Genomic DNA, 26,855 nt, shown 5'->3' with positions numbered 1-26,855 from the left:
CTTTGGGCAGGAGCACCGTTATTTGCCCGCACTGAGGAATCCACGGACCATGCCGGACAGCTACATTATCGAAGTCGATTCGCAGACCGCAGGTATCGTCGTTCGTTCTCAGGGAGGCTATTGTTTCTTCGCCTCATCGCACCGCTTCAACCGCCTCGAAGGCCAGCTTTTTCGCAACGCCCGCGAAGCCGAGCGCGCCGCGCGCAAGCTGGTGAACGGCGATGTGAAGGAAGCGGCGTAGTCTGCGCTGTCATTCCGGGGCGCACGTAGCACGGGCCCGGAATCTATCTCGCTGCAGAAATTGCCGACCAATGGATTCCGGGCCCGCGCCGTTCGGCGCGTCCCGGAATGACGTCGATGGTCACAGCTTCGTCGCCGCCCGCGACAGCAGCTTCCACTCGTCGCCCTGCTTCTGCCAGTTCATCAGGATGTGAAGATTGGTCGATACTTTCTTCCCGTCGGCCGCCATTTCCTGTTCGCCCAGCCAATGGAACCGGACGATGGCGGCGGGGCCGACGACCTTGATGGTCGGGTCCTTGTATTCGATCGAGAGGAATTTCGACTTGCCGTCGGTGGCGTTGGTGATGAAGGTCGCCTTGTCCTCGACCTTGCCGCTGGAATGGCTGTAGCTGAGATCGTCCCAGCACAGCGCGCCGAGCGCCTTCGGGTCGGCCGCAATCTGGGCGAGGCGGAAGACCTCGACCTTCTTCGCCACCGCCTCTTCGTCTGCCGAGGCGGCGAGCGCCGGTGCCGTGAGCGCAAGCGCGGAGACGGCGAGAGTCGAGAGAGCAAGGTCGCGTCGGTTGATCATCGTTTCCTCCTTTTTGGTCTTGTAAGGAGTGTTGCAGTCGTGCGCGGCTTTGTCGAGTGGTGCATCGTCGTCATGTCGATGCGTCATTGCGCGTTCGAGCCCGTATTGATACGTCTTCCGCATTGATGCGTCGCGGACTTGGGAAAGTAGGGAAATGATCGAGGCAATCGGCAGGGCGTTGTTGTTCGACATCGACGGCACGCTCGCCAACACCGACCCGCTGCATCTCAAGGCCTTCAACCAGGTGCTGGGGCCGCGCGGCCATGTGTTCGACCACGCGCGATTCTCCAGGGAGCTGCAGGGCTTCGCCAATGTGTCAATCGGTGACCGCTTTCTGCCCGACGAAACGCCGGCGCGGCGCGCCGCGATTCTGGCCGAGAAGGAAGAGATCTTCCGCACGCTCGTGGCCGGACAGGTCGAACCGTTGCCGGGTCTGATGGCGCTGCTCGACCGCGCGGACGCCGCCGGCGTTCCCATGGTCGCCGTCACCAATGCGCCGCGTCTCAACGCCGAGCTGCTGCTGTCGGGCCTCGGCATCACCGAGCGGTTCAAGGCGATCGTGATCGGCGACGAGCTGCCCTACGGCAAGCCGCATCCGCTGCCGTATCAGGAAGGGCTGCGCTTCGTCGGGGGCAGTGCCGCATCCTCGGTTGCGTTCGAGGATTCCCGCACCGGCGTGCAATCGGCGGCCGCCGCCGGCATTCCGACGATCGGAATCCGGACCAGCCTCAGCCATGACGATCTTGTCGGTGCCGGCGCCGTTGCCTCTGCAAGCGCCTTCGACGACCCGGATCTGCTCGCGCGCCTTGCCGCCGCCATGGCATGGTGAGCACCGCCTCGTCCGTTAACCGTGATCGGCGCGCGCATTGACCGAAGGCGCGAACCGCCGCACCATGCAGCTTCCTGATGTGAGGCCCTTGCCGTGACCGGACTGACCCATCGCCAAGCCGAAATCCTCAACATCGCGCGCGCTTCGGGCCGCGTCATGGTCGAGGAGCTCGCGCGCCGCTTCGAGGTCTCGGCGCAGACCATCCGCAAGGACCTCAACGATCTCTGCGAGCGGAGATCGCTGACCCGCATCCATGGCGGCGCCATCATCGCCTCCGGCGTCGAGAACCTCGCTTACGAGGCGCGCCGCTTCGTCGCCGCCGACGAGAAGAAGGCGATCGGAGCCGCAGCCGCCTCGCTGATCCCGAACGGATGCTCGCTCTTCATCAACATCGGCACCACGACGGAGGAGGTCGCGAGCGCCTTGACCTCGCATGAGGATCTCCTCGTCATCACCAACAATCTCAACGTCGCGATGCTGCTCTACCGCCATCCCCGCATCGAGGTCGTTGTCGCCGGCGGCACGGTGCGGCGCGCCGACGGCGCCGTGGTCGGCTCGACCGCGACGCAGCTGATCGGCCAGTTCAAGGTCGACTACGCCATCATCGGCGCGTCCGCGATCGACGAGGAGGGCGCGCTGCTCGACTTCGACTATCGCGAGGTCCAGGTCGCGCAGGCCATCATCGCCAATGCCCGCAGCGTCATGCTGGTTGCCGATTCCACCAAGCTGCGTCGCAGCGCGCCGGTGCGCATCGCCCACATCACCCAGATCCAGACCTTCGTCACCGACCAGGAGCTTCCCGAGCGCCTCGCCACCATCTGCCACAGCAAGGGCATCGAAGTGGTCGCGGCGATGCCGAAGGACGCGGACATCGACGATGCGCCGGCCGACGCCCAGGATGCGGTGCCTGACGCCGCGCCGGTGGTGCGGTTGAGATAGGGCTAAGCGTCGTCCCACGGGTTGAGCAGCGGAACGCCGGCGGGTTCGAAATCCGCTACATTGCGCGTAACGACGGTCAAGCCGTGAACCAGCGCAGTCGCTGCAATGAGGGCGTCGCGTTCGGCGCGCGGGTTGGGAACGTGGAGTTGGGCGCAGCGCTGCGCCACGGCCGTATCGATCGCCAGGATCCGCCCCTCGAAGCGGGCCAGAATTTGGCCATCGATCCAGGCGCGCAAGACAGCACCCTGCGCCGCGTCTTTGCGTTCAATCAGGCGCGCTCCGAGTTCAATTTCAAGGATCGAGATGGTGGACACGAAGAAGTTCGCCGCCGGCACAGCATTGGCCCAGGCGAGCACATTGCGATCCGCTCTATCCGGCCGCCTCAGTTCGGAAATGACGGTGGTGTCCAGAAGGAACATCAGTCGAGATCAACGGACTTGAATATTCCGCCGGTTATACGTGGCGGATCGAAATCGAAGTCCGTGTTCGCCTCCGCCAAAGCTTGGGCGAGGCTCATTTGCCCGCCGCTCAGGCGCAAATAATCCTCAATTGTCAGCAGGACGTGGGCGGGACGACCACGATCTGTAATGAAGACGGGGCCCTGCGAGGCCGCCTTCTTGGCGCCGCTCGTATCTTGGTTGAATTCTCGGCTGGTCAGGGTGGTCGCCATCCGTCAGCGCCTCTTTGCCTTCGCTTATCTTACGACCCCGAACCTATGTAGATATGTTTCTACATTCAAGGATTTCGATGCGTGTCCGGAGGGGTCGGGCCGACGCCGTTCAGTTGGGCTGTTTGCCTCGAATCGTGTCCGGCCTCTTGCTGATTTCTCTGTCTCACTGCTGTAGGAAAGTCTCCCTTTCATTTCCCTTCGCTTCTCTTTCGTCTTGCTTTCGATTTCCGATATGATCTAATCAAAAACGAAAGTAGCCGCTCGACGGAACGAGCGGTCGCCCGGGGGATGCGTCTGTTGGAGCGTATTTTCGACCTCGCCATCATCGGAGGCGGTGTGAATGGCTGCGGTATCGCGCGCGACGCGGTCGGCCGCGGCAATACCGTTTTCCTGTGCGAAATGAACGATTTGGCGAGCGGGACATCGTCCTGGTCGACCAAGCTGGTGCACGGCGGCCTGCGCTATCTCGAATATTACGAGTTTCGCCTGGTCCGCGAGGCGCTGATCGAGCGCGAAGTTCTCTGGGGCATCGCCCCCACATCATCCGCCCCCTCCGTTTCGTTCTGCCGCATCATGCCGGCCTGCGGCCCGCCTGGCTGCTGCGGCTCGGCCTCTTCCTCTATGATCACATTGGCGGCCGCCATTTGTTGCCGGCAACCCGCTCGGTCGATCTGGGACGTGACGAGGTCGGCAAGCCGCTCATCCCGAATCGCTACAGCCGCGCCTTCGAATATTCGGATTGCTTCGTCGATGACGCCCGACTCGTCGTGCTCAACGCGCGCGATGCCGCCGACAAGGGCGCCGAGATCTGCACCCGCACCCGCGCCACCGAGATCCGCCAGTCCGATGGCCTCTGGACCGTCGGCATGGTCAACACGCTGACCGGCGAGCGCTCGCAGATTCAGGCGAAGGCGCTGATCAATGCCGGCGGCCCCTGGGTCGAGGACGTGCTCGGCCGCGGCGCCGGCGTCAACGCCAAGGCCAAGGTGCGCCTGGTGCAGGGCTCGCACATCGTGGTCAGGAAGCTCTACGACCACGACCGCGCTTACATGTTCCAGAATGCCGACGGCCGCATCATCTTCGTGATTCCGTATCAGGATGATTTCACGCTGATCGGCACCACGGACCGCGACTATGACGGCGATCCTGCCAAAGTGAAGGCGACGACCGAGGAGATCCAGTATCTCTGCACGGCGGCGAGCGAATATCTGGCCAAGCCCGTCACGCCGGATGACGTGGTCTGGACCTATTCCGGCGTGCGCCCGCTCTATGACGATGGCGCCAGCGAAGCCAAGGCCGCGACCCGCGACTACGTGTTCGAGCTCGACACGCCCGGCGGAGTGCCGCTGCTGTCGATCTATGGCGGCAAGATCACGACCTATCGCCGCCTCGCCGAAGAGGCGCTGGAGCGGCTCGCGCCTTATCTGCGTAGCGCGAAGGCGCGCGAGGGCTGGACCGGCAAATGGCCGCTGCCCGGCGGTGACATGAACGTGTCCGATATCGACGGCCTGATCGCCGAGCTCCAGCGTGGCTATCCCTTCCTCAGCCACGAGCATGCGCGGCGGCTCGCGCGCGCCTATGGCACGAGGGCCGTCAAGCTGCTCGGCGACGCGAAATCGGCCGACGATCTCGGCCAGTCCTTTGGCGCGACGCTGACCGAGCGCGAGGTCCGCTACCTCATGGCCAATGAATGGGCCGTCACCGCCGAGGACGTGGTCTGGCGCCGTTCCAAGCTCGGCCTGCGACTATCTGCCGACGAGGTCGGCGCGCTTGACGACTGGATCAGGACCCACGCCGTGCCGCAAAGTCCCCTGCTGGAAGCGGGAGGACGCTCATGACCGTGACACTCGACCACGTGACCCGGACCGTCGATGGAATCCCGCATATCCGCGATGTCTCGCTGACGTTCGAGAGCGGCACGCTGAACGTGCTGCTCGGGCCGACGCTGTCGGGCAAGACCTCGATCATGCGGTTGCTCGCCGGTCTCGACAAGCCGACCACGGGCAAGGTGGTGGTGAATGGCAAGGACGTCACCGGCGCCGACGTGCGCCGGCGTTCGGTCGCCATGGTCTACCAGCAATTCATCAATTATCCCTCGCTCACGGTCTATGAGAACATCGCTTCGCCCCTGCGCGTGCAGGGCAAGCCCCGCGACGAGATCGAGGCGCGGGTGGCGGAGGCTGCAAAGCTGCTGCGGCTCGAGCCGTTCCTGAAGCGCACCCCGCTGCAGCTTTCCGGCGGCCAGCAGCAGCGCACGGCGATCGCGCGCGCCCTGGTCAAGGGCGCCGATCTCGTGCTGCTCGACGAGCCGCTCGCCAATCTCGACTACAAGCTGCGCGAGGAGTTGCGCGCCGAGCTGCCGCGCATCTTCGAGGCCTCGGGCGCGATCTTCGTCTATGCCACCACCGAACCGACCGAGGCGCTGCTGCTCGGTGGCAACACGGTGTGCATGTGGGAAGGCCAGGCGCTGCAGATGGGCGAGACGACCAATGTCTATCGCCGGCCGCAGACGCTGCGCGTCGCGCAGGTGTTCTCCGATCCGCCGCTCAACCTCGTGGGCATCGAGAAGAAGAACGGCTCGGTGCAATATGCCGGCGGCACGGCTTCGCCGGCCTCCGGTCTCTATTCAAGCCTCGCCGACGGGACCTATCGAGTCGGCTTCCGCGCGCATCAGCTCGCGCTCGCCAATGGCGAGGCCGATCGCCATGCGTTCCACGCCACTGTCACGGTGACCGAGATCACTGGTTCGGAGAGTTTCGTGCATTTGACCCGCGACGGATCGAACTGGGTGGCGGTGCTGCATGGCGTGCACGAGTTCGAGCCCGGCCAGACGCTAGACGCCGTGCTTGATCCCAACGATGTCTTTGTGTTCGACGCGGCGGATCGCCTCGTCGCGGCACCGAGCTCCTGAGGAGATGCGCCATGGCCCGCATTGACCTCGTCGATCTCGCCCATTCCTACGGCGGCAACAACGCGCCGCAGGAGACTTTCGCGCTGAAGCCGGTGACCATGACCTGGCGGCAGGGCGGCGCCTATGCGCTGCTCGGGCCGAGCGGCTGCGGCAAGACAACGCTGCTCAACGTCATCTCCGGCATCATCACCCCGTCGCGGGGGAAAATCCTGTTTGACGGGGTGGACATCACACCGCTGTCAACCCAGAAGCGCAACATCGCCCAGGTGTTCCAGTTTCCGGTGATCTACGACACCATGACGGTGGGGCAGAACCTGGCGTTTCCGCTGAAGAACCGCGGCGTGCCGAAGGCCGAAATCGACAAGCGCGTGGCCGAGATCGGCCGCCTGCTCGACCTTGAGCCCTATCTGAACCGCAAGGCGACGCGGCTGACCGCCGACGCCAAGCAGAAGATCTCGCTCGGCCGCGGCCTCGTCCGTTCCGACGTCGCCGCCGTGCTGTTCGACGAGCCGCTGACGGTGATCGATCCCGAGCTGAAATGGCAGCTGCGCTCCAAGCTGAAGGCGCTGCATCGCGAGCTCGACCTTACCATGATCTACGTCACTCACGATCAGACCGAGGCGCTGACCTTTGCCGACACCGTCGTCGTCATGCATGACGGCCGCGTGGTGCAGAGCGGCACGCCGGCCGAGCTTTTCGACAAGCCGGCCCATACTTTCGTCGGCTATTTCATCGGCTCGCCCGGCATGAACATCCTGCCGGCCGAGGTGAGGGGGCGGGAGGCCAGGGTCGGCGGCCACGTCATCGCGCTCACCCGCGCCTACGACAACCTGCCGGCCGGCGCCAAGATCGAGATCGGCGTCCGGCCCGAATTCGTCGAGGTCGTTGCGCCCGCGCCCGGCCTGCTCACGGCGAAGATCGAGCGCCTCGACGATCTCGGCCGCATCCGTTTTGCACGCGCGCGCTTCGGCGACGCCAAGCTCGCGGCGCGCGCGCCGGCGGGCTTCGCCAGTTCGGACGGCATGGCCGGTCTGAAATTCGATCCGTCACACGTCCACGTCTATGCCGACAGCCTTCTGGTGGAGGGAGCCGCCTGATGGACAAGACCGTCAACCAAAAAGCCTGGTTCCTGGTGCTGCCGGTGTTCCTGGTGGTCGCCTTCTCGGCGGTGCTGCCGCTGATGACGGTGGTGAACTATTCGATGCAGGACACTTTCGGCAACAACCAGTTCTTCTGGAACGGCGTCGGCTGGTTCAAGGAACTGCTCGATCCCTCGACCGATCTCGGCGGCCGATTTCTCGCCTCGCTCGGCCGCAACCTGTTCTTCTCGCTGGTGATCCTCGCGATCGAGGTGCCGCTCGGCATCGTGGTCGCGCTGTCGATGCCGCGCCAGGGATGGACCGTGGCCGCCTGTCTCGTCATCCTCGCGCTGCCGCTGCTGATTCCGTGGAACGTGGTCGGCACGATCTGGCAGATCTTCGGACGTCCGGACATCGGGCTGCTCGGCTACGTCCTCAACGCCGCGGGCATCGATTACAATTACGTCTCCAACGACATCGATGCCTGGGTCACCGTCATCGTGATGGACGTCTGGCACTGGACCAGCCTCGTCGCGCTGCTCTGCTATGCCGGTCTGAAGTCCATTCCCGAAGCCTATTACCAGGCCGCCCAGATCGACGGCGCCTCGCGCTGGGCCGTGTTCAAGGCGATCCAGCTGCCGAAGATGAACCGCGTGCTCTTGATCGCGGTGCTGCTGCGCTTCATGGACAGCTTCATGATCTACACCGAGCCGTTCGTCGTCACCGGCGGCGGGCCCGGCAACTCCACCACCTTCGTGTCGATCGAGCTCGTCAAGATCGCGCTCGGCCAGTTCGACCTCGGCAAGGCCGCGGCGCTGTCGCTGGTCTACAACCTCATCATCCTGATCGTGTGCTGGATCTTCTACACCGTCATGACCAATGCCGGCACCGAGCGTGCTGCCAAGGAAGGAGCCGCGTGATGCATTCGATCCCCGGCCGCCGCCTCATCATGGGGCTGTTCCTGGTCTTCCTGCTGCTGCCGATCTACTGGCTCGTCAACATGAGCTTCAAGACCAACAGCGAGATCGTCTCGACGATGACGCTGTGGCCGCATACCCCGACGCTGCAGCACTACAAGCGCATCTTCACGGACGAGAGCTGGTATTCCGGCTACATCAACTCGCTGACATACGTGGTCCTCAATACCGTCATCTCGATCTCGGTGGCCTTGCCGGCGGCTTACGCCTTCTCGCGCTACCGTTTTCTCGGCGACAAGCATTTGTTCTTCTGGCTGTTGTCGAACCGCATGGCGCCGGCCGCGGTCTACGCGCTGCCGTTCTTCAACCTCTATTCGGCGATCGGCCTGTTCGATACGCCTTGGGCGGTCGCGCTGGCGCACTGCATCTTCAACGTCCCGCTGGCGGTGTGGATCCTCGAAGGCTTCGTTTCCGGCGTGCCGCGCGAGATCGACGAGACCGCCTTCCTCGACGGCTATTCCTTCCCGCGCTTCTTCATCAAGATCCTGGTGCCGCTGATCGCGAGCGGCATCGGCGTCGCCGCCTTCTTCTGCTTCATGTTCTCCTGGGTCGAGCTTCTGCTCGCGCGCACGCTGACATCGGTGCATGCCAAGCCGATCGCCGCGATCATGACGCGCACGGTGTCGGCGGCCGGCATGGATTGGGGCCTGCTCGCGGCCGCCGGCGTGCTCACCATCATCCCGGGAGCGCTGGTGATCTGGTTCGTCCGCAACTACATCGCGCGCGGCTTCGCGCTCGGCCGGGTCTGAGGAGGCATCAATGGAATCCATCGCATGGATGGCCTGGACGCTGCCGACCGCGATCTTCTTTGCCGCGCTCGCCTGCACGCTCGCGGTGATGACCTGGCTCGCCGCAGTCTATCCCGAGGCCGAGCGGATCGGCGTGCTGCGCATCCCGACCACGCGCGGCGATCGCCTGTTCGTCTCGTTGATCGTGGCCGCCGTCATCCACCTCGTGTGGATCGGCGTCGTCGGCACCGATCCGGTCGCCACGCTGCCGATCGGCGAGGAGGGGTTTGAGATTTCGAGCCTGTGGCTCGCAAGTGGAATTTCGCTGGCCACGGCCGTGCTTATTTTTCGCACGGTCTGAAGCTCGCGAAGGGACGGCCAGATCCGGGGGCAACCCGGGCCTGTATAAAAGTTTGTCGCTGCAACGGAGGAACACCATGCGACAGTTTAGGAGAAGGAAAGGTCCATTGACCAAGAGCAGTTTTCTGACCATGTCGAGCGCTGCCGCGATTGTTGCGGTCTCGTTCGCTCTCTCGGCTCCGGTACGCGCCGCTGACGAGGCGACGATCCAGAAGTGGATCGCCGAATTCCAGCCCTCGACGCTGTCGAAGGAAGACCAGAAGAAGGAGCTGGAGTGGTTCGCCAAGGCCGCCGAACCTTTCAAGGGGATGGAGATCAACGTCGTCTCCGAGACCATCACGACCCACGAATACGAGGCGCAGACGCTCGCCAAGGCATTCTCCGAGCTGACCGGCATCAAGCTCAAGCACGACCTCATCCAGGAAGGTGACGTCGTCGAGAAGCTGCAGACCCAGATGCAGTCCGGCAAGAACGTCTATGACGGCTGGATCAACGATTCCGACCTGATCGGTACCCACTTCCGCTACGGCCAGACCATCGCGCTGTCAGACTACATGACCGGCGAGGGCAAGGACGTCACCAATCCGATGCTCGACGTCAACGACTTCATCGGCAAGTCGTTCGGCACCGGGCCGGACGGCAAGCTCTACCAGCTGCCCGATCAGCAGTTCGCCAACCTCTACTGGTTCCGCTACGACTGGTTCACCAACCCCGACTACAAGGCCAAGTTCAAGGCCAAGTACGGCTACGAGCTCGGCGTGCCCGTGAACTGGTCCGCCTACGAGGACATCGCCGAGTTCTTCACCAACGACATCAAGGAGATCAACGGCGTCAAGGTCTACGGCCATATGGATTATGGCAAGAAGGACCCCTCGCTCGGATGGCGCTTCACCGACGCCTGGCTGTCGATGGCCGGCAACGGCGACAAGGGCATTCCGAACGGTCTGCCGGTCGACGAATGGGGCATCCGCATGGAAGGCTGCCGCCCCGTCGGCTCCTCGGTCGAACGCGGTGGCGACACCAACGGACCGGCAGCGGTCTACTCGATTACCAAATACCTCGAGTGGATGAAGAAGTATGCCCCGCCGCAGGCCCAGGGCATGACGTTCTCCGAGTCCGGTCCCGTGCCGGCGCAGGGCAACATCGCCCAGCAGATGTTCTGGTACACCGCCTTCACGGCCGACATGGTGAAGCCGGGCATCGCCGTGATGAACGCGGACGGTACGCCGAAATGGCGCATGGCTCCCTCGCCGCACGGCTCGTACTGGAAGGAGGGCATGAAGCTCGGCTATCAGGACGCGGGCTCGCTCACGCTCCTGAAGTCAACGCCGCCGGATCGCCGCAAGGCAGCGTGGCTGTATCTTCAGTTCATCGTCTCCAAATCGGTGTCGCTGAAGAAGAGCCATGTCGGTCTCACCTTCGTCCGTGAATCCGACATCTGGGACAAGTCGTTCACGGAACGTGCGCCGAAGCTCGGCGGCCTCGTCGAGTTCTACCGCTCGCCTGCGCGCGTGCAGTGGACCCCGACCGGCAACAACGTGCCCGACTATCCGAAGCTGGCGCAGCTGTGGTGGCAGAACATCGGCGATGCGTCGTCCGGTGCGAAGACGCCGCAACAGGCGATGGATGCCCTCGCGGCCGCCCAGGACTCCGTCATGGAGCGCCTGGAGAAGTCCGGCGTGCAGGGTGCCTGCGGTCCGAAGCTGCACAAGAAGGAGAAGCCGGAATACTGGTTCGCCAAGGCCGAGAAGGACGGCACCATCGCGCCCCAGCGCAAGCTCGCCAACGAAAAGCCGAAGGGCGAGACGGTCGACTACGACACGCTGATCAAGTCGTGGCCGGCCACGCCGCCCAAGCGCGCGGAAGCGAAGTAAGTGCGGCGTAACGTCGTCAAAATGCGAAAGGCCGGGAGCGATCCCGGCCTTTTTCTTTGTGCTTGTGATGACGTGGGACGCGCGTCCCACACGTTCGATGTCATTGCCCGCGAAGGCGGGCAATCCAGTATTCCAGAGACGGCCGTGATTGAATCGAGAGGCCGCGGCGTACTGGATGCCCCGCCCCCGTGCGCAATTGCGCACTAGGCGGGGCATGACGGTTGTCGTGTGGAGGGTGGTTACTCCGCCGGCTCGGCCGCCGGCGTCGGGTAGTCCGTATAGCCCTTGGCGCCGCCGCCGTAGAACGTGGTCTTGTCCCAGTCGTTCAGCGGCGCACCCTGCTTCAGCCGCTCGACGAGGTCCGGGTTGGAGATGAAGGGCTTGCCGAAGGCGATGAGGTCGGCTGCGTTCGCGTCCAGCACCTTGGTGGCGAGATCGAAATCATAGCCGTTGTTGGCGATGTAGGCGCCGGAGAAGCGCTTGCGCAAGGATGCGTAGTCGAACGGCGCGAAGTCGCGTGGCCCGCCGGTGGCGCCTTCGACGACGTGGAGATAGACCAGCTTCAGCGCGCTGAGACCGTCGACGATGTGATCGAACAGGGCTTGCGGATTGCTGTCGGAGATGTCGTTGGCCGGTGTCACCGGCGAGATGCGGATGCCGGTGCGATCGGCGCCGGCTTCGGCGGCGACGGCCCTGGACACTTCCAGCATCAGCCGCGCGCGGTTTTCGATCGCGCCGCCATAGGCATCGTTGCGCTTGTTGGCGCCGTCCTTGGCGAACTGATCGAGCAGGTAGCCGTTGGCGCCGTGAATCTCGACGCCGTCGAAGCCCGCTTCGAGCGCATTCTTCGCGGCGCGCTTGAAATCGTCGACGATGCCTGGAATCTCGGAAAGCTCGAGTGCGCGCGGCTCGGAGACGTCGGCGAAGCCGCCGTTCACGAAGGTCTTGCCTTTGGCGCGGATCGCGCTCGGTGCCACCGGCGCTGCGCCATTCGCCTGAAGATCGACGTGCGAGATGCGGCCGACGTGCCAGAGCTGGATGAAGATCCTGCCGCCGCGCTCATGCACCTTGTCGGTGACCTTGCGCCAGCCGGCGACCTGGTCCTTGCTGTAGATGCCAGGAGTGTCCTGGTAGCCTTGCCCTTGTTGCGAGACCTGGCTTGCTTCGGTGATCAGAAGGCCGGCGGAGGCGCGCTGGCCGTAATATTCGGCGGCGAGCGCGCCGGGCACGAACGTTCCTGGTACGGCGCGGTTGCGCGTCAGCGGCGCCATCACGAGGCGGTTGGCCAGCGTGATCGGGCCGAGCTTGTAGGTCTCAAACAATTTGGTCGAACGGCTCATTTGGGATGTTCCAGACGGTGAAAGGTCAGGAACACTTGTGCATCGCGACATCATGCGCAAGAGACGAGCCATACGGAAAGTGCAGGCGAGCTACGCGCGGCAAGTCCCGCGTAGCATAATTCGTGTGCAATTCCGGCAGCGGCAGCCGATTTCGACTGCCGCATGCGATTGGCAAGTCAGGTCAGGCCCATGAAATCGCGCTTGCCGATCTCGACGCCGTTGTGGCGCAGGATGCCGTGGGCGGTCGCGCAGTGGAAGTAGAAGTTCGGCAGCGAGAACGCGCTGAGGAATTGCTGGCCCTTCAGGGTCGTGGTCTTGTCGGGCCCGGTCGGGAAGGTGACGTCCTTGGCATCTGCGCCCTCGAATTGCTCGGGCTTGAATGACTTCACGTAGTCGATCGTCTTCGCCAGCCGCTGCTTCAACTCCGCAAAGCTCGTCTCGGTGTCGGGCGTCGAGGGGACCTCGCTGTGGGTGAGGCGCGCGCAGCCCTTGGCGGCGAAATCGCTGACCAGCTGAATCTGCCTCGACAGCGGCAGCATGTCCGGAAAGAGGCGGGAGCCGAGCAGGACGCTGGGGTCGATCTTCTTGGCCGCGCAATGCGCCTCGGCTTTGGTCAGCAGCCCGGTGACGCTGTTCAGCATTTGCAGATAGGCGGGGACGACCGCGTCGTAGAAGGACATGTGTGCTCGCTTCGTGAATGGGAAATCTCAGGAGAAAACCTGAGCCACTCACATGGGAGCCTCAGGGAAAAATACAATCACGAAATCGGCTTGTGCGATGCGAAAATTCTCGCGCTGCTCGCGGTGGCGTCGCGCCACACCCACACTGTCATAGCCCGGCTCCCGACCGGGCGATCCAGTACTCCGAGGCGGTTTGGCTGAATCGAGAGCCGCGGTGTACTGGATGCCCCGGTCAAGCCGGTGCATGACAGTGGACGGGCCGCTACCGCACCACGCCCGCCGGCTGCGCCTGGACCGTGCCGCCGCGCATGCGGGCGAGCAGCTCGGCGGTCGGCCAGGAATCGGCCGGCAGGCCGAACTTGGTCTGCATTGCCTTCACCGCAATTCGGCTCTGCTGGCCCAGCACGCCGTCGACCTTGCCGACATTGAACCCGGCGCGCACCAGGAGCTGCTGCAATTCCTTCAGCTCGTTGAACGGCAGCTGCGGCACCGGTTGGGCCGGCTTGCGCATGGGCGCGGCGCCGGCAATGCGCGAGGCGAGATAGCCCGCCGTCGTCGAATAGATCAGCGAGTTATTCCACTCGGTGTAGGCGGCGAAATTCGCATAGGCCATGAAGGCCGGACCAAAGCGCCCCATCGGCAGCAGCACGGAGGCCGGCAGATTGTCGTTCGGCAGGGGACGGCCATCGGGATAGGTGACCCCCAGCTGCGCCCATGTCGAGCGCGGCTCCCGCACGGTGAGGTCGGTCTTTTCCCACGGCAGGTTCGGCGGCACCTTGATCTCCTCCAGCCACGGCTCGCCGCGCCGCCACTTCAAGCCGTTGGCGATGTAGTTTGCGGTCGAGCCGATCACGTCGGCTGGCGAGCGCAACAGGTCGCGCCGTCCGTCGCCGTCATAGTCGACCGCGTAGTTGACGTAATGCACCGGCAGGAACTGGGTCTGCCCGAGCTCGCCGGCCCAGGAGCCGATCATCTCGTCGGGATGCAGATCGCCGCGGTCGATGATCTTCAGCGCGGCGATGGTCTCGCCCACGAACATCTCGGAGCGGCGGCAGTCATAGGCGAGCGACACCAGCGATTTCAGCGTCGGCAGATTGCCCATGTTGGCGCCGAAGTCGCTCTCCAGGCCCCAGAACGCGGCAATCACCGCCGGCGGTACGCCATAGTCCTTCTCGGCGCGCGCGAACGCAGCCGCGTGTTGCTTGATGTGCTGCTGGCCGTTCTGCATGCGATAGGGCGCGGCCATGCGGCCGGCGAATTCGGTGAAGAGCTGGCCGAACACGCGCTGGCCGCGGTCGCGGTTGACGATGCCCTGGTCGTAGACGAGATAGGGCGAGGCCTCCGCGATCGTCCGCTGCGACACGCCGGCCGCCACCGCCTGGCTCTTCACGTCGGCCAGGAAGCGATCGAAGCTCGCGCCGTTGTGGCACGAGGTGGCGCGCGGCGAGGGCGCGGTCGCCTTGGGGGCTGGGGCCCTGGCGGGCGGAGGCTGGAGCTGGGCGGAGGCAGGAAAGGACAGCGCAGCGAGAGCAACGGCCGCGATCGCAAATCGGGTCTGGAGCATGGAGTTTCCGGCGGGGAGGAGACGCTTGGATTCTGAATGAAGTTTAATGGAAGTATGGTGCGCAAACCAGTGCCGCGGCTCCGCGACGCACCTTGAAACCTTGCACTCCGGCCGGGGTCATCCCTACCTGATGCTTGCCGGCCTGCAGGTGCTTCCAGCAGCCGCGGCCGGCTCTGGGAGACGGCCATGAACTATCTTCGTACCGCAATTCTGCTCGCAGGCCTGACCGCCCTGTTCATGGGCGTCGGCTATCTGATCGGCGGCGCCTCAGGCGCCGTGATCGCGCTGGTCATCGCCGCGGCGACCAATCTCTTCACCTACTGGAACTCCGACCGCATGGTGCTGTCGATGTACGGTGCCCATGAGGTCGACCGTTCGAGCGCGCCGGAGCTGGTCGGGCTCGTCGCCGAGCTTGCGGGCCGTGCCGACCTGCCGATGCCGCGGGTCTTCCTGATGGATGAGCCGCAGCCCAACGCGTTCGCGACCGGACGAAATCCGCAAAATGCCGCGGTTGCCGTCACCACCGGCCTGATGCGCCAGCTCAGCCGCGAGGAGCTCGCCGGCGTGATCGCGCACGAGCTCGCCCATATCAAGAATCACGACACGCTGCTGATGACTGTTACCGCGACCATCGCCGGCGCGATCTCGATGCTGGCGCAGTTCGGCATGTTCTTCGGCGGCAATCGCGAGAACAACAATGGCCTCGGCATCGTTGGCTCGATCCTGATGATGATCCTCGCCCCGCTCGGCGCCATGCTGGTGCAGATGGCGATCAGCCGCACCCGTGAATACGCCGCGGACAACCTCGGTGCGCGGATCGCGGGACAGCCGATGTGGCTGGCCTCCGCGCTGGTGAAGATCGAGGGCGCCGCGCATCAGGTCACGAACTACGAGGCCGAGCGCAACCCTGCGACCGCGCACATGTTCATCATCAATCCGCTGTCGGGTCATGGCGTGGACAATCTGTTCGCCACCCATCCGTCGACGCAGAACCGCATCGCTGCACTTCAGCAGCTGGCGGCCGAGCTCGGCACGCGGGCCGCGCCGTCGGTCGGCGCCAACGAGAACTATCCCCCTCGCAGCCCGTGGGGGCGCTCATCCTGGCGCGGTCCTTCCCGCGGCCCTTCGCGCGGCCCTTGGGGCTGACGGAACCGGCCAGGATCGAGGCCGGCTTTGTGACCTGGCGCACACAGGATCGCCGGAGCCGATGCTAACACGCGCAGATGATGCTTTCTTCGAAAGGGGATGCGTGGCCGGCCCAGTGCTGGCCGCCGTCGAAGATGACCAGAACTGCCGTGCCATTGCTGATCGTCCTCGGTGTGCTCGTCGGCCTGTCCACGCACATGGTGGTCAATTGCGGTGACGAGGACGATCCCGACATCTGCTCGGCCGTGATCGGCTTCTCGCCGCTGCGCGGCTCGCTGATCGCCTTTGCCTATGAAGGGCGCGGACGGATCGCGTTGCGTCATGGCGACGTCAGGCGGGCAATCGCCGACTTCAGCGAGGCCATTGACCTCAATCCCAATCGCGCTGCGCTCTATCGCGACCGCGCGCTCGCACGCCGCCAGAACGGCGAGTTCGAGCTCGCCATCGCCGATTATGACGAGGCGATCGCGCATGATCCCAAGCTCGCTGCGCCCTATCACCAGCGCGGTCTCGCGCTCGCCGCCATCGGTGATCTCGATCGCGCCATCCTGAGCTACAACACGGCGGTCCGGCTCGATCCCAGGGATGCCGAGGCCCGTCTCGCCCGCGGCTTGGCGTTCCTGGCCCGCGGTCAGGCCGATGACGCGCGCGCCGATTTCGAGGCGGCGCTGGCGCTGCCCGCCCGCAAGGACAGCCGCGCGCGCGAAGCGGCGCGCGCCAAGCTCGCCGAACTCGCGAGCGCCGAGCCGACACTGGTGGCCGCGCCGCGAAAATGAGGATCCGGCCCGGCATTCGCTGCGGCGCCTCTCGTCTTTAGGACAGGTGGCTTGCCGCATAGCGGCAAGCCGGGCGGGGGATTGCGCAAAGCGGACTGTCGCGGCTGCCCGCTGCGCGTATGAACCAATTCAACTAGTGTTGAGTTGGATCAAGACTGGCCGGGGCCAGAGTACATCCATGTCGTGCACCCCTGGAGGAGCTTCCAATGTGCAAATGGGCTTTGACGATCTTGACCGTGACTATTGCCCTGACAGCGGGGCAGGCTCGGGCCCAAAGATATGACCCGGCTTTTCCGGTTTGCTTGTACGTCGTTTCTTTCGGAATGACCCCTTACTATCGATGCAGCTTCACGACGATGGACCAATGCAGGGCGTCGGCAAACGGTCAGATGTGCGTCCTCAATCCCTACTACGCCGGGCCGGCGGCGAGAGGAAACTCTCGGCGTCATCATCGCCAGACCTACGCGCCACCGAGGCCGCCGATCCATTACCGGGCTGCACCCTATAACCAGTTCAATGAACCCTATTATGGGGCCTCCCAAGGTTATGCGCCCGGCGAGAAAGAGCGATTTCTCCAAAGTGTGAGGCAATACATGTGAGGAATGTCGCTCGACTGTGTTTGAGCAGCGCATCCTAGGGCTGGAGGCATCCCCGAGTCGCGGTCGCCCGATTGCGGCGGGCGCGCGCGAGCGTGGCGCGAAAGACAAACGCGGCGATCCGATCAAGCCGGAGATGACAAGGCAGACAAGCCCGCGAGCCTCCAGATCGCCAAGCCCGCGGCGGCGATCAGGGAAGAGCAACGGCTACGTCTTCTTTTTCGCTTTGGCTTTCTTCGCGGCCTTCTTCGCCGGCTTCTCGTTCTTTGCCTTCTCCGCCTTCACCGTAACAGGCGTGCTGGCGGCCAGGCGCATCGACCGTGCGTAGCTGTCGGCGACGTTGTCGGCGGACATCTGGAGGCGCTTGGCGGCGGCCGTGGCCTGCTCCAGGGTGGCCTTGGCCATCATCTTGAAGCGGTCGGCGGTCTCCTTGCTCTTGGCCTTGGCAGCCAGGCCGTTGAGGCGATCCCGCCGCTCCTTGGCGCGGGTCATCAGGCCCGTATGCAGCTGTCTGGCCAGTTGCCGGATCACGACATCCAGGTCGGCGTCCGCCATGTTCTCTCATCCCCTTCGAAAAGCGCTATCGATGCGGGCCGGACTATGCAGATCGGGCCCCGCCTTGGCAATTCCCGGCTGTGCGTCATCCGCAGCTTCCAGCGGGCCAAAACTGAAAAAGCCGCGCATGCCGCGCGGCTTTTTCGACGTTTCGGCGAGCCGCCTCACTTCAGCGAGGCAACCGCACCATTCGCCGCCGCCGGCTCGGGATCGAAGCCGAACACGCCGACCAGATATTTGTAATAGTCCGGCATCTTCTCCTTGAGCGCCTCGCGCGACTTCGGGTCGTGGAATTCGCTCTTGCCGGCCAGGAAAATGCTGGCGGTCACCGCGAAGAACTCCATGGGATTCTTCATCGCATAGGTGTCCTTGGGCAGCAGGTCCTTGGACTTGGCCAGGGCGTAATAGGCGATCACGCCCTTGTTGGCATAGCCGTCCGGCAGCAGCCGCGCATGATAGGCGTGAAGCAGCTCGTGCAGCAGCACGGCCTCCTTTTCGTAGCGCATCATGTCCGGGCGCAGCATGATCACGCCGAGCCCCGAATCGACCGCGAGGTCGACGGCGTTCGGATTGGTCCAGCGCTGCTTGTTCGGATCCCACACCGTGAGCGTCCGCGGCGCGGTGCGGCGGATGTCCGGCGTGACCCGGCCGTAGCACGCGGTCGCGGCGCCTTCGTCGAGGCAAGCCAGCTCGCTCGCGACGATCGGCACGGTATGGAAGAAGCGCAACACGCGCGGCGACAGGCCGGCGCCTTCGACGAGGTCGATCTGCTGCTTCAGATTGTCGGTGAGCTTGTCGACGTCCTTGCGCTCGGAATTCTCCGACAGGTCGAACATGTAGCCGCGATAGCTCTGGAAGCCCGGCGGCAGCGGCTGCGCCGCGTCGGCATCGAGCGATCCGGCGCGGGACGGACTGGCGAAGAGCGCGCCGACGATGGTTGCGGTCAGCAGCAACGCAATGCGCATGATGAAACCCCCTGATGTCACTTCACCCGGCAGAATAGGCCGCCGTTGTTTGCGAAAAGTGAGTGGGGCAAGACTAAGGCACCGATGTTGAGGCGTGCTTAACCGCTGGTTGCAGAACGTGCGCGCGGATTAGCGCGGGGTTAACCAAGCGTGGATCGGCCGCCTGCATGGGCGTATCATCCGCTCCGGGTCACAGGCCCAAAGTCCAGATAGCCGGAGGAGGATGCCATGTATGCCGCCATCCGTCAGGCCAAGGCAAAAAGCGGGAGCGCGGAAGAGTTGGCGCGCCGCATCAAGGACGGCGCCGTGCCGATCATCAGCGACGTCGATGGTTTTCGCGCCTACTACGTCGTCTATGCCGGCGACGACACGGTCACTGCGATCTCGATCTTCGACAAGTTCGAGCAGGCCGAGGAGGCGAACCGGCGCGCGATCGCCTGGATCGAGAAGAACCTGGGCCCGCTGCTGGCCGGCGACGCGCGCGCCGTGGCGGGGCCGGTGATCGTGCATACGCTGGCGTAGGGGACGATAGTGTCGTGCCCCGGACGCAGCGCAGCGCCCCCGGCGATGCGAAGCATCGTCCGGTGCGGTGCGCTGCAGAGCCGAGGCCCATGGTGCGGAGTGCGTGGCTCGCTGGGTCCCGGCTCTGCGCAGCAGCGCAAGAGCGCTGCAGCGCGTCCGGGACACGAGAGCTGAATACCCTCACAATTCCCGTGCATTCGAGAACGCGAAGCTCGACACCCGCCGCGTCGTCTCGTCCAGGATCAGCGTGCGCGTGATCGGCGGCTCGGCGCGCTGGGCGCAGTTTTCGCGCTCGCACAGGCGGCAGTTGACGCCGATCGGCGTTCCCTCGGTCTTCTCCAGGTCGATGCCGGCGGCGTAGGTCAGGCGCGCGGCGTGACGGATCTCGCAGCCGAGGCCGATGGCGAAGCGAGGTTGCGGCAGCGGATGCGGCGCGACCGGGCGGCGCACCATCTGTGCGATCGAGAAATAGCGCGTGCCGTCGGGCAGCTCGATCACTTGCTTGAGCAGGCGATCCGGCGTGTCGAAGGTCGAGTGCACGTTCCACAGCGGGCAGGTGCCGCCGAACTTGGAGAACGGGAAGGTGCCGGAGGAGAAGCGCTTGGAGACGTTGCCGGCATTGTCGACGCGCAGCAGGAAGAACGGAATGCCGCGCGCGTTCGGCCGCTGCAGGGTGGTGAGGCGATGGCAGACCTGCTCGAAGCCGGAATTGAAGCGCTGCGCCAGCACGTGGATGTCGTAATTGAGCGCTTCGGCCGCGGCGAGAAAAGCCGGGTAGGGCATCATCACCGCCGCTGCAAAGTAATTGCCGAGCGTGATGCGGAACAGCCGGCGCGGCGCGTCGTCGAGCGGTCCGGCACGGCCGATGATGCTCTCCAGGGCCTGCGTGCATTCGCCCAGGCCCAGCTGGAAGGCGAGCTGGAAGGCGCGGCCCGGCGGGTCGACCAGCTCCGAGATCAGCAATTGGCGGCGGTGGCGATCGAAACGCCGGAGCGTCTCGCGCATCACGTCGACGGGCATGATGCGGGTCTGGATCGAATGCTTTTCCCGCAGCCGCGCGGCCAGCGCCGCGTAGAGCCCTTCGGCCGGCACGTTCAGCTCGTCGCGGAGATTCTCCGCGGCCTGCTCCAGCTCCGGAAAATAGTTGCGATTGGCCTCGATCAGCTCGCGCACGCGCTCGACCGGATTGGCCTCATAGCGCGTGCCGACGTCGCGGTCGGCCATCTGGGCGGCGGCCAGCGTCTCGCCCTGGCGCGCCTCGGTATAGGCCGCGTAGAGCCGCTGCAGCGCATGGGTGACGCCGGGACAGAGCTCGGCGAGATCGCGCAGCTCCTGCTTGGGCACGTCGATCTGGCGGAACAGGGGATCGGAGAAGATCTCGTTCAGCTCGGCGAAAAAGCGGTCCTCGTCGGCGGTGGCGAGATCGCGCAGATCGAGGTCGTAGGTCTCGGCCAGCCGCAGCAGGATCTGCGCCGTCACCGGGCGCTGGTTGCGCTCGATCAGGTTGACATAGCTCGGCGAGATTCCGAGCCCCTCGGCGATCTGGGTCTGCGACAGCCCCAATTGCTGCCGGATCCTCCGGAAACGCGGGCCGACGAACAGTTTCTTGCCGGACTCGGCGGCCATATCCTGCGATCTCCATCTGCATCAGGGCAGTCTTACTGACCTAATATTTACAAACTTTACAAAATAACATCTATTACATGTTCTGATGTTACATGACATCACCAATATAAAACAAGCCACCTGTACGAAGTTTCTGTTTTCGCGTTTAGCTCTGACACGCATCTCGCAATGCAGTGTCAAGAATGTCGATGGCTCGCCATCGCCATCGTCAGCGAAAAGGAACAGGCACATGAACTACCAGCCGCGCGGCATCAGCTCCCTCCAGGGCCCGTCCTCGTATCAGGACGAGGTCAAGGCAGCCCAGGCGCTCCTCGAGACCCAGCCGACCTGGAACGGCGTGTCGGCCGAGGCCGTCGCCCGCATGCGCCTGCAGAACCGCTTCAAGACCGGCCTCGACGTCGCCCGCTACACCGCGGCGCTGATGCGCGCCGACATGGCGGCCTATGACAAGGACCCGACCAAGTACACCCAGTCGCTGGGCTGCTGGCACGGCTTCATCGCCCAGCAGAAGCTGATCTCGGTCAAGAAGCATTTCGGCGGCAAGACCGATCGCACTTATCTGTACCTCTCCGGCTGGATGATCGCGGCGCTGCGCTCCGAGTTCGGCCCGCTGCCCGACCAGTCGATGCACGAGAAGACCTCGGTGCCGGCGCTGATCGAGGAGCTCTACACCTTCCTGCGTCAGGCGGACTCCCGTGAGCTCAACGACATCTTCCGTCTGCTCGACAAGGCGCGCAAGGAAGGCGACAAGACCCGCGAGAAGGAGCTGATCGAGAAGATCGACAACTTCCAGACCCATGTCGTCCCCGTCATCGCCGACATCGATGCCGGTTTCGGCAACGCGGAAGCGACCTATCTGCTCGCCAAGAAGATGATCGAGGCGGGCGCCTGCGCCCTGCAGATCGAGAACCAGGTCTCGGACGAGAAGCAGTGCGGCCACCAGGACGGCAAGGTCACCGTGCCGCACGAGGTCTTCCTCGCGAAGATCCGCGCCTGCCGCCATGCCTTCCTCGAGCTCGGCGTCGAAGACGGCATCATCGTGACCCGCACCGACTCGCTCGGCGCCGGCCTGACGCAGCAGATCGCCGTCAGCCACAAGCCCGGTGACATCGGCGACCAGTACAACAGCTTCCTCGATTGCGAGGAAATCACCGCGGAGAACGCTCGCAACGGCGACGTCATCATCAACCGCAACGGCAAGATGATGCGTCCGAAGCGGCTGCCCTCGAACCTCTACCAGTTCCGCCCCGGCACCGGCGCGGACCGCTGCGTGCTCGACTGCATCACCTCGCTGCAGAACGGCGCCGACCTGCTCTGGATCGAGACCGAGAAGCCGCATATCGAGCAGATCGCCAGCATGGTCGACCGCATCCGCAAGGTCGTGCCGAACGCCAAGCTCGCCTACAACAACTCGCCGTCCTTCAACTGGACCCTCAACTTCCGCTGGCAGGTCTATGATGCCTGGAAGGACGCCGGCAAGGACGTCAGCAAGTACAACCGTGCCGAGCTGATGAAGGCGGAGTACGACGAGACGCCGCTGGCGCAGGAAGCCGACGAGCGCATCCGTACCTTCCAGGCGGATTCGGCCAAGCGTGCCGGCATCTTCCACCACCTGATCACGTTGCCGACCTATCACACGGCGGCGCTCTCCACCGACAATCTCGCTCGCGAATATTTCGGCGAGCAGGGCATGCTGGGCTACGTCAAGAACGTCCAGCGCGCCGAGATCCGTCAGGGCATCGCCTGCGTGAAGCACCAGAACATGGCCGGCTCCGACATCGGCGACGACCACAAGGAGTACTTCGCGGGTGAAGCCGCCCTGAAGGCGGGCGGTGCCCACAACACGATGAACCAGTTCGGCTAACCCATCACGCCATTCGACAGGAGACTGACAATGACCAAAGGCAGCAATTTCTGGGTGATCGGCGGCGAGTTCGGCTCGATGAACTTCCACAAGCTCGTGGAAGGCTCCGCCCAGGTCAAGGGTCCGTTCAAGACCCGCAAGGAAGCCGAGGACTGCTGGAAGGAAGTCTCGGAAGAGAGCCGCCACAAGGCCGGCGTCCGCTTCTCGATCGTGGAAGAGCCCTCGCGGGTCTCGGCCTGATCGCCCTCACTTAAGAAGACGTCCAAGGACGGACGGTCCCATCCAGGCCCTGCCTGGGTGGGATCGTCTGTTTTTGGCACAGGTCAAACGGCTGTGGGCGTCGTAAGTAGCTGGAATTGTAGGTCTTTGCGGAGGGTTTGGTTGCTGATAGGTTAAAGACGATAAGTCGAGGACGAGGCCGACAATGTCAGAGCCCGAGACCAGCGGGACCCATCCCGGCCAGCCGCGCCCGGTGCGGCTGCGCGATGCGCTGCTGCGCGCGCGGATCGAGGCCGCCGACCGGACCGGCGTCGTCGTCGATCTCCGGGACGCCGAGGTGGCGCGGCTCGAGATCCTCAATGATGCGCTCGATCCCCTGTTCGCGCAGGTGCCTGATCAGATCGACCTGTTCGACCGCGGCGTCAGCCAGGGCGATACGCCGAGGCTCTGGATCGACGTCGTCGCCCACATCGTGATGGGGCGCGACAAGCGGATGTACCGCTTCGTCCAGGACACCCGTTTCGGCCGCATCGTGCTCGCCGAATCGCACGACACCGCGGCAATCGTCGAGGCCGTCACTGACTATGTCGCGCGCCGCATGGTCGAGCGCGAGCGGGCCATGGTCGTTCCTCCCGAGCCGCAGGCACCGGTCGTCGCGCCACCGCGCCGCTCGCGCTTCTGGCCGTTCGTGTTCGGCTTCGTGCTAGGTGCGGCCGCGCTGTTCGGCGTCGCGGTGCTGGCGGCCTTGCGGAGCTGGTGAGGCATCCTCCGCCGTCATTCCGGGGCGTGCGAAGCGCGAACCCGGAATCTCGAGATTCCGGGCTCGGCTCTTTGAGCCGCCCCGGAAGGACCGCCAGTTCTAAATCAACCTCACATGCTTGATCTGCCCGACCTGAAACCCCGCCCCCAGGCTCCGCACCGTCTGCTCGCAGCGCCAGCCGGCATTGTCCTTCCCGATACGGAGCAGATTATACGCCGCCGCCGGATAGCGTCCGTGCGCAAGCGCGGAGGCCGAGGGCACGCCGAGCGCGGGAATGTCGCCGTTGGGACCCTCGACCCACACGGTCGAATGAACGTGGTCGTGCCCGTGCAGGATCAGCTCGACGCCGTGCCGCTTGAGCAACTTGAGCAGCGCGGGCGCGTCCGTCATCCGCTTCTGACGGGCGTCGGATTTCAGGGGATGATGCACCAGCAGCACGCGGAAGACGTCCTCGGTCGCGAGCCGTTCCAGGACCGCTTCGAGCGAGGCGAGCTGATCGCGTCCGAGCGTGCCCGTTGCCATCAGCGGCAGCGTCGGCACCGCCGTCGACAGGCTGATCAGCGCGAGCGGCCCGCGTCGGCGCACCGAGGGAAAACCGATGCGGCCGTCGTCGCCCGTAAGATAGGGCGCAAAGGTCTCGCCGAAGCGGTGCGAGGTGGCTCGGACATAGGCGTCGTGATTGCCGGGAATCGCTGTGACGCGGTCGGGCGGGCCGACATCGTCGAGCCAGGCGCGGGCAGGCGCGAACTCGGCTTCCAGCGCGAGGTTGACGAGGTCGCCCGTCACCGCGATGTGGTCGGGAGCCTGCGCCTTCATGTCCGCGACCAGCGCGTCGAGCACCTCGCGGCGCTGGTACTTGTGGCGATTGCGCGTCCAGTTGACGTAGCCGAAGGCGCGCTTGCCCGCGAGCTCGATCAGCCGTGGTTTCGGCAGCGGCGCAAGATGCGGATCGGACAGATGGGCGAGCGTGAAGGGAGCCAGCCTGTTGTGAGTCATGGGGCGCGATTGCCTCGCTATTGCTCCGCTGTAATGGCAAGCTCGCAAGCAACGCGCAAGCACGGCCTGAGCCGCGGCGTCGAGGAAGCCTGATGGGAGAGCGTCTGAACCGAGCCCGACGCAGAGCCGAGCCGCTGCTGCGGCGATTCTTCCATGCCTATTTTCTCCTGGTCCGCGGCATGACGCTCGGCGTCCGCGCCGTGGTGCTGGATGCCGACAACCGGGTGTTCCTGGTCAGGCACAGCTACGTCAGCGGATGGTACCTGCCCGGAGGCGGCGTCGACCACGGCGAGACCATGGAACAGGCGATGCGGCGCGAGCTCAAGGAGGAGGGCGATATCGACCTCACCGGTGCTGCCGAGCTGCATGGCATCTTCCTCAACAGCCACGTCTCCCGCCGCGACCACGTCGCCGTCTACGTGGTCAGGCAGTTCAGCCAGGACCGGCTGCCCGCACCCAACCGCGAGATCGTGGAATGTGGGTTCTTCGCGATCAATGCGCTGCCCGAGGGGACCACGTCCGGCACGCGGCTGCGGATCGCGGAAGTGCTCGACGGCAGGCCCCTGATTGCGACGTGGCGGTGAGGGCGGGCCGTGTCTGCGCATGAGGATCGTCATTCGACACGAGCAGACTGACGTCTCGGAACACCCGCCGGATCGGCGCCCCAAAATGGACCGGAGCGGCTGCGCTGCCCAATGGACCGCGCCGCGTTCCAATGCTATCCCGCGATTGCCATGACCGACCTTTCACTCACCGTCCTTCCCGAGGCCGCCGGCGACGCCCAGTCGATCGAGCGGCTGCACGAGCGCACCTTCGGTCCAGGCCGTTTCGTGCTCAGCGCCTATCGGATTCGCGAGCACGTCGACCATCTGCTCGAATTGTCCTTCACCGCCCGCATCGGCACGCTGCTGGTCGGCTCGGTCCGGCAGTTGCCGATCCTGATCGGCGAGACGCCGGCCCTGCTGCTCGGGCCGCTTACCGTCGAGCCGCCGTTCCGCGGCCACGGGGTCGGCCGCCTGCTGATGGAGCGTGCGCTGAAGGACGCGAAGGCGAAAGGCCACCGTCTCGTGCTGCTGGTCGGCGACGAGCCCTACTACAGTCGTGTCGGCTTCAAGCCGGTCCCCAAGGGCCGCGTCACCATGCCGGGCCCGGTCGATGCCGCGCGCATCCTGATGTTCGAGCTCGTCGACGGTGCCTTCGAGGGCGTGTCGGGCCCGGTCGGCCCCGACTGGAGCAAGGCGCGGGCCTAGGATTGGGCTGCCGCAGGGCTCGGCCGGCGCGGATGACCCAAAGCGCGCTCCATCGCCTGTCCAAAAAGCAGCTCGCGATCTGGCAGCGGAAAAGCAGTACTTTCTTCCAGCATCGAGAAGAGAACGCCCGTCCGCACATTGTCTCTCAATGACGGGGAGCTTTCTTCGGCGGCGGCTGCAATGCGCGCTGCTGGAACAGAACGTACCGGTTCACATCGCAGTACGTGTTCCACCGGCCGGATGCCGAAGCCAGACACTGCTCTCTCGTTCGGTAAAGACACTCGCCGGAGGGGCCCAGCTCTCCACCATAGACGCACCAAGGATAATCATAAGCATGTGCGGTGGTGATGGGCGCCATGAGCATCAGTGTGAGAAGGATCGTGCGCATCGTACCTCCATTCAAGAGCGGGGTGCCAGCAGTGAGCTGGCACCGAAGCGATAAGGTGATTGTTGAGCTACATCAAAGTCTCCCAGATGCATATTGTTTCTGCTGCCAATAGTTGTACTTGCCGATCACGTCTTGCTGTACCGTCCGAACCGACAAAGAGGCCGCCGAGTCTGGCCTGGCCGCGCGGGGCTGCGGGCGCCTTGATCGGACGTTTTCTACCTCCATGCTTGCGGCGGCTCGATGCCGGCTCGGCGACGCAGGCGCGGCTCGCAGCGCTCCATCCGGGCTGCGCCGCCGTCAATTGGAGGAGCAGCGCCCACCTCTCATACTTCGTCATTGCGAGCGCAGCGACTTGTCCGCCGAAGCCTTTGCGACGGCGGAAGCAAATCCAGAATCTGTCTATAGAGACAGCCTGAATTGCCTCGTCGCA

General features: G+C 64.6%; 29 protein-coding genes and 1 pseudogene. 19 read left to right on the top strand and 11 right to left on the bottom strand.

The window, feature by feature from the left end:
- The first annotated feature begins 49 nt into the window (after positions 1-49).
- Complete coding sequence (locus tag ACETMP_RS15575) at positions 50-241, top strand: hypothetical protein (RefSeq protein WP_028134810.1); 192 nt, start codon at positions 50-52, stop codon at positions 239-241.
- A gap of 120 nt (positions 242-361) precedes the next feature.
- Here the strand turns inward: ACETMP_RS15575 and ACETMP_RS15570 are convergent, their stop codons facing one another.
- Positions 362-811: a nuclear transport factor 2 family protein gene (locus tag ACETMP_RS15570; RefSeq protein WP_375161609.1), complete on the bottom strand. Its 450-nt coding sequence runs from the start codon at positions 809-811 to the stop codon at positions 362-364.
- A gap of 154 nt (positions 812-965) precedes the next feature.
- On the opposite strand from ACETMP_RS15570, the gene ACETMP_RS15565 reads away from it, so the two are divergent.
- Positions 966-1,640, top strand: coding sequence for an HAD family hydrolase (locus ACETMP_RS15565; RefSeq protein ID WP_375161608.1), 675 nt, complete (start codon positions 966-968; stop codon positions 1,638-1,640).
- Positions 1,641-1,733: 93 nt separating this feature from the next.
- Entirely contained in the window at positions 1,734-2,579 is an 846-nt protein-coding gene (locus tag ACETMP_RS15560; RefSeq protein WP_375161607.1) for a DeoR/GlpR family DNA-binding transcription regulator, read from the top strand.
- A 2-nt stretch (positions 2,580-2,581) separates the two neighbouring features.
- On the opposite strand, the gene ACETMP_RS15555 is transcribed toward ACETMP_RS15560, so the two are convergent.
- Positions 2,582-2,998 carry a type II toxin-antitoxin system VapC family toxin gene (locus ACETMP_RS15555; protein ID WP_375161606.1) on the bottom strand — a complete coding sequence of 139 codons (417 nt, stop codon included), beginning with the start codon at positions 2,996-2,998 and terminating at the stop codon, positions 2,582-2,584.
- Positions 2,998-3,249 carry a type II toxin-antitoxin system Phd/YefM family antitoxin gene (locus tag ACETMP_RS15550; RefSeq protein WP_375161605.1) on the bottom strand — a complete coding sequence of 84 codons (252 nt, stop codon included), beginning with the start codon at positions 3,247-3,249 and terminating at the stop codon, positions 2,998-3,000. Before ACETMP_RS15550 ends, ACETMP_RS15555 begins: the two co-directional genes overlap by 1 nt.
- 288 nt (positions 3,250-3,537) lie before the next feature.
- Here ACETMP_RS15550 and glpD point away from each other — a divergent pair.
- The 7 genes and pseudogenes from glpD to ACETMP_RS15515 all read left to right on the top strand — a co-directional run bounded on the left by glpD (position 3,538) and on the right by ACETMP_RS15515 (position 11,178).
- A pseudogene (gene glpD / locus ACETMP_RS15545) lies at positions 3,538-5,087 on the top strand (glycerol-3-phosphate dehydrogenase).
- Complete coding sequence (locus ACETMP_RS15540) at positions 5,084-6,160, top strand: ABC transporter ATP-binding protein (RefSeq protein WP_375161604.1); 1,077 nt, start codon at positions 5,084-5,086, stop codon at positions 6,158-6,160. The pseudogene glpD and the gene ACETMP_RS15540 overlap by 4 nt, the downstream one beginning before the upstream one ends.
- Positions 6,161-6,171: 11 nt before the next feature.
- Complete coding sequence (locus ACETMP_RS15535) at positions 6,172-7,257, top strand: ABC transporter ATP-binding protein (protein WP_257176177.1); 1,086 nt, start codon at positions 6,172-6,174, stop codon at positions 7,255-7,257.
- On the top strand, positions 7,257-8,159 hold the full coding sequence (locus ACETMP_RS15530; RefSeq protein ID WP_375161603.1) for a carbohydrate ABC transporter permease: 903 nt from the start codon (positions 7,257-7,259) through the stop codon (positions 8,157-8,159). The genes ACETMP_RS15535 and ACETMP_RS15530 overlap by 1 nt, the downstream gene beginning before the upstream one ends.
- On the top strand, positions 8,159-8,965 hold the full coding sequence (locus ACETMP_RS15525) for a carbohydrate ABC transporter permease (RefSeq protein WP_375161602.1): 807 nt from the start codon (positions 8,159-8,161) through the stop codon (positions 8,963-8,965). Before ACETMP_RS15530 ends, ACETMP_RS15525 begins: the two co-directional genes overlap by 1 nt.
- Positions 8,966-8,975: 10 nt before the next feature.
- Positions 8,976-9,305, top strand: a complete 330-nt coding sequence (locus ACETMP_RS15520; RefSeq protein ID WP_375161601.1) for a DUF2160 domain-containing protein — start codon at positions 8,976-8,978, stop codon at positions 9,303-9,305.
- 130 nt (positions 9,306-9,435) lie between these two features.
- The gene (locus ACETMP_RS15515; protein ID WP_049820242.1) at positions 9,436-11,178 is read left to right on the top strand and encodes an ABC transporter substrate-binding protein; all 1,743 of its coding nucleotides are present in this window, start codon (positions 9,436-9,438) and stop codon (positions 11,176-11,178) included.
- 239 nt (positions 11,179-11,417) lie between these two features.
- On the opposite strand, the gene ACETMP_RS15510 is transcribed toward ACETMP_RS15515, so the two are convergent.
- From ACETMP_RS15510 to ACETMP_RS15500, 3 genes are all read right to left on the bottom strand, one after another.
- The gene (locus ACETMP_RS15510) at positions 11,418-12,518 is read right to left on the bottom strand and encodes an alkene reductase (protein ID WP_375161600.1); all 1,101 of its coding nucleotides are present in this window, start codon (positions 12,516-12,518) and stop codon (positions 11,418-11,420) included.
- 176 nt (positions 12,519-12,694) lie between these two features.
- Positions 12,695-13,198: a DUF1993 family protein gene (locus ACETMP_RS15505; protein WP_257176174.1), complete on the bottom strand. Its 504-nt coding sequence runs from the start codon at positions 13,196-13,198 to the stop codon at positions 12,695-12,697.
- 262 nt (positions 13,199-13,460) lie between these two features.
- Positions 13,461-14,762 (bottom strand): lytic murein transglycosylase, encoded by a 1,302-nt coding sequence (locus ACETMP_RS15500; RefSeq protein ID WP_375161599.1) that lies wholly within the window; start codon positions 14,760-14,762, stop codon positions 13,461-13,463.
- Between the two features lie 186 nt (positions 14,763-14,948).
- Between ACETMP_RS15500 and htpX the strand changes: the two genes are divergently transcribed.
- From htpX to ACETMP_RS15485, 3 genes are all read left to right on the top strand, one after another.
- The gene (gene htpX, locus ACETMP_RS15495) at positions 14,949-15,908 is read left to right on the top strand and encodes a zinc metalloprotease HtpX (protein WP_375161598.1); all 960 of its coding nucleotides are present in this window, start codon (positions 14,949-14,951) and stop codon (positions 15,906-15,908) included.
- 134 nt (positions 15,909-16,042) lie between these two features.
- Positions 16,043-16,684 carry a tetratricopeptide repeat protein gene (locus ACETMP_RS15490; protein WP_375161597.1) on the top strand — a complete coding sequence of 214 codons (642 nt, stop codon included), beginning with the start codon at positions 16,043-16,045 and terminating at the stop codon, positions 16,682-16,684.
- A gap of 206 nt (positions 16,685-16,890) precedes the next feature.
- Positions 16,891-17,283 (top strand): DUF3551 domain-containing protein, encoded by a 393-nt coding sequence (locus ACETMP_RS15485; RefSeq protein WP_375161596.1) that lies wholly within the window; start codon positions 16,891-16,893, stop codon positions 17,281-17,283.
- 204 nt (positions 17,284-17,487) lie between these two features.
- Here ACETMP_RS15485 and ACETMP_RS15480 read toward each other — a convergent pair whose 3' ends face one another.
- Positions 17,488-17,835: a hypothetical protein gene (locus ACETMP_RS15480; protein WP_375161595.1), complete on the bottom strand. Its 348-nt coding sequence runs from the start codon at positions 17,833-17,835 to the stop codon at positions 17,488-17,490.
- A gap of 164 nt (positions 17,836-17,999) precedes the next feature.
- Positions 18,000-18,800 carry a hypothetical protein gene (locus ACETMP_RS15475; protein WP_375161594.1) on the bottom strand — a complete coding sequence of 267 codons (801 nt, stop codon included), beginning with the start codon at positions 18,798-18,800 and terminating at the stop codon, positions 18,000-18,002.
- Positions 18,801-19,028: 228 nt separating this feature from the next.
- On the opposite strand from ACETMP_RS15475, the gene ACETMP_RS15470 reads away from it, so the two are divergent.
- A complete protein-coding gene (locus tag ACETMP_RS15470; protein WP_035676462.1) occupies positions 19,029-19,322 on the top strand; it encodes an antibiotic biosynthesis monooxygenase in 294 nt (97 codons plus the stop codon).
- A 180-nt stretch (positions 19,323-19,502) separates the two neighbouring features.
- Here the strand turns inward: ACETMP_RS15470 and ACETMP_RS15465 are convergent, their stop codons facing one another.
- Positions 19,503-20,948: a short-chain fatty acyl-CoA regulator family protein gene (locus ACETMP_RS15465; RefSeq protein ID WP_257176166.1), complete on the bottom strand. Its 1,446-nt coding sequence runs from the start codon at positions 20,946-20,948 to the stop codon at positions 19,503-19,505.
- 229 nt (positions 20,949-21,177) lie between these two features.
- On the opposite strand from ACETMP_RS15465, the gene ACETMP_RS15460 reads away from it, so the two are divergent.
- The 3 genes from ACETMP_RS15460 (at position 21,178) to ACETMP_RS15450 (ending at position 23,791) form a co-directional block, all read left to right on the top strand.
- Entirely contained in the window at positions 21,178-22,812 is a 1,635-nt protein-coding gene (locus ACETMP_RS15460; RefSeq protein WP_028134830.1) for an isocitrate lyase, read from the top strand.
- 30 nt (positions 22,813-22,842) lie between these two features.
- Positions 22,843-23,052, top strand: a complete 210-nt coding sequence (locus ACETMP_RS15455) for a hypothetical protein (RefSeq protein ID WP_028134831.1) — start codon at positions 22,843-22,845, stop codon at positions 23,050-23,052.
- 184 nt (positions 23,053-23,236) lie between these two features.
- Positions 23,237-23,791, top strand: coding sequence for a hypothetical protein (locus ACETMP_RS15450; RefSeq protein WP_257176165.1), 555 nt, complete (start codon positions 23,237-23,239; stop codon positions 23,789-23,791).
- A 99-nt stretch (positions 23,792-23,890) separates the two neighbouring features.
- Here ACETMP_RS15450 and ACETMP_RS15445 read toward each other — a convergent pair whose 3' ends face one another.
- Positions 23,891-24,772, bottom strand: coding sequence for a metallophosphoesterase family protein (locus ACETMP_RS15445; protein ID WP_375161916.1), 882 nt, complete (start codon positions 24,770-24,772; stop codon positions 23,891-23,893).
- 107 nt (positions 24,773-24,879) lie between these two features.
- Between ACETMP_RS15445 and ACETMP_RS15440 the strand changes: the two genes are divergently transcribed.
- Together ACETMP_RS15440 and ACETMP_RS15435 are read left to right on the top strand one after the other, a co-directional pair.
- Complete coding sequence (locus tag ACETMP_RS15440; protein ID WP_375161593.1) at positions 24,880-25,371, top strand: NUDIX domain-containing protein; 492 nt, start codon at positions 24,880-24,882, stop codon at positions 25,369-25,371.
- 150 nt (positions 25,372-25,521) lie between these two features.
- Positions 25,522-26,037, top strand: a complete 516-nt coding sequence (locus ACETMP_RS15435) for a GNAT family N-acetyltransferase (protein WP_375161592.1) — start codon at positions 25,522-25,524, stop codon at positions 26,035-26,037.
- 145 nt (positions 26,038-26,182) lie between these two features.
- Here ACETMP_RS15435 and ACETMP_RS15430 read toward each other — a convergent pair whose 3' ends face one another.
- Positions 26,183-26,395, bottom strand: a complete 213-nt coding sequence (locus ACETMP_RS15430) for a DUF3551 domain-containing protein (RefSeq protein WP_375161915.1) — start codon at positions 26,393-26,395, stop codon at positions 26,183-26,185.
- Positions 26,396-26,855 lie beyond the last annotated feature (460 nt).

The sequence above is a fragment of the Bradyrhizobium dasycarpum genome, assembly GCF_042019905.1.
Classification (GTDB): domain Bacteria; phylum Pseudomonadota; class Alphaproteobacteria; order Rhizobiales; family Xanthobacteraceae; genus Bradyrhizobium; species Bradyrhizobium japonicum_B.
Note: the sequence above shows the minus strand (reverse complement) of the source record. Positions and strands in the feature narration are given on the sequence as shown.

Bases quoted from the DNA above. Each gene is read 5' to 3' on its own strand.
- ACETMP_RS15440 (WP_375161593.1), top strand. From the start codon at position 24,880: ATGGGAGAGCGTCTGAACCGAGCCCGACGCAGAGCCGAGCCGCTGCTG.
- ACETMP_RS15510 (WP_375161600.1), bottom strand. From the start codon at position 12,518: ATGAGCCGTTCGACCAAATTGTTTGAGACCTACAAGCTCGGCCCGATC.
- ACETMP_RS15525 (WP_375161602.1), top strand. From the start codon at position 8,159: ATGCATTCGATCCCCGGCCGCCGCCTCATCATGGGGCTGTTCCTGGTC.
- ACETMP_RS15535 (WP_257176177.1), top strand. From the start codon at position 6,172: ATGGCCCGCATTGACCTCGTCGATCTCGCCCATTCCTACGGCGGCAAC.
- ACETMP_RS15475 (WP_375161594.1), bottom strand. From the start codon at position 18,800: ATGCGCATTGCGTTGCTGCTGACCGCAACCATCGTCGGCGCGCTCTTC.
- ACETMP_RS15530 (WP_375161603.1), top strand. From the start codon at position 7,257: ATGGACAAGACCGTCAACCAAAAAGCCTGGTTCCTGGTGCTGCCGGTG.
- ACETMP_RS15565 (WP_375161608.1), top strand. From the start codon at position 966: ATGATCGAGGCAATCGGCAGGGCGTTGTTGTTCGACATCGACGGCACG.
- ACETMP_RS15550 (WP_375161605.1), bottom strand. From the start codon at position 3,249: ATGGCGACCACCCTGACCAGCCGAGAATTCAACCAAGATACGAGCGGC.
- ACETMP_RS15575 (WP_028134810.1), top strand. From the start codon at position 50: ATGCCGGACAGCTACATTATCGAAGTCGATTCGCAGACCGCAGGTATC.
- ACETMP_RS15520 (WP_375161601.1), top strand. From the start codon at position 8,976: ATGGAATCCATCGCATGGATGGCCTGGACGCTGCCGACCGCGATCTTC.
- ACETMP_RS15450 (WP_257176165.1), top strand. From the start codon at position 23,237: ATGTCAGAGCCCGAGACCAGCGGGACCCATCCCGGCCAGCCGCGCCCG.
- ACETMP_RS15490 (WP_375161597.1), top strand. From the start codon at position 16,043: ATGACCAGAACTGCCGTGCCATTGCTGATCGTCCTCGGTGTGCTCGTC.
- ACETMP_RS15460 (WP_028134830.1), top strand. From the start codon at position 21,178: ATGAACTACCAGCCGCGCGGCATCAGCTCCCTCCAGGGCCCGTCCTCG.
- ACETMP_RS15455 (WP_028134831.1), top strand. From the start codon at position 22,843: ATGACCAAAGGCAGCAATTTCTGGGTGATCGGCGGCGAGTTCGGCTCG.
- htpX (WP_375161598.1), top strand. From the start codon at position 14,949: ATGAACTATCTTCGTACCGCAATTCTGCTCGCAGGCCTGACCGCCCTG.
- ACETMP_RS15505 (WP_257176174.1), bottom strand. From the start codon at position 13,198: ATGTCCTTCTACGACGCGGTCGTCCCCGCCTATCTGCAAATGCTGAAC.
- ACETMP_RS15515 (WP_049820242.1), top strand. From the start codon at position 9,436: ATGTCGAGCGCTGCCGCGATTGTTGCGGTCTCGTTCGCTCTCTCGGCT.
- ACETMP_RS15540 (WP_375161604.1), top strand. From the start codon at position 5,084: ATGACCGTGACACTCGACCACGTGACCCGGACCGTCGATGGAATCCCG.
- ACETMP_RS15470 (WP_035676462.1), top strand. From the start codon at position 19,029: ATGTATGCCGCCATCCGTCAGGCCAAGGCAAAAAGCGGGAGCGCGGAA.
- ACETMP_RS15465 (WP_257176166.1), bottom strand. From the start codon at position 20,948: ATGGCCGCCGAGTCCGGCAAGAAACTGTTCGTCGGCCCGCGTTTCCGG.
- ACETMP_RS15430 (WP_375161915.1), bottom strand. From the start codon at position 26,395: ATGGCGCCCATCACCACCGCACATGCTTATGATTATCCTTGGTGCGTC.
- ACETMP_RS15570 (WP_375161609.1), bottom strand. From the start codon at position 811: ATGATCAACCGACGCGACCTTGCTCTCTCGACTCTCGCCGTCTCCGCG.
- ACETMP_RS15435 (WP_375161592.1), top strand. From the start codon at position 25,522: ATGACCGACCTTTCACTCACCGTCCTTCCCGAGGCCGCCGGCGACGCC.
- ACETMP_RS15485 (WP_375161596.1), top strand. From the start codon at position 16,891: ATGTGCAAATGGGCTTTGACGATCTTGACCGTGACTATTGCCCTGACA.
- ACETMP_RS15500 (WP_375161599.1), bottom strand. From the start codon at position 14,762: ATGCTCCAGACCCGATTTGCGATCGCGGCCGTTGCTCTCGCTGCGCTG.
- ACETMP_RS15555 (WP_375161606.1), bottom strand. From the start codon at position 2,998: ATGTTCCTTCTGGACACCACCGTCATTTCCGAACTGAGGCGGCCGGAT.
- ACETMP_RS15480 (WP_375161595.1), bottom strand. From the start codon at position 17,835: ATGGCGGACGCCGACCTGGATGTCGTGATCCGGCAACTGGCCAGACAG.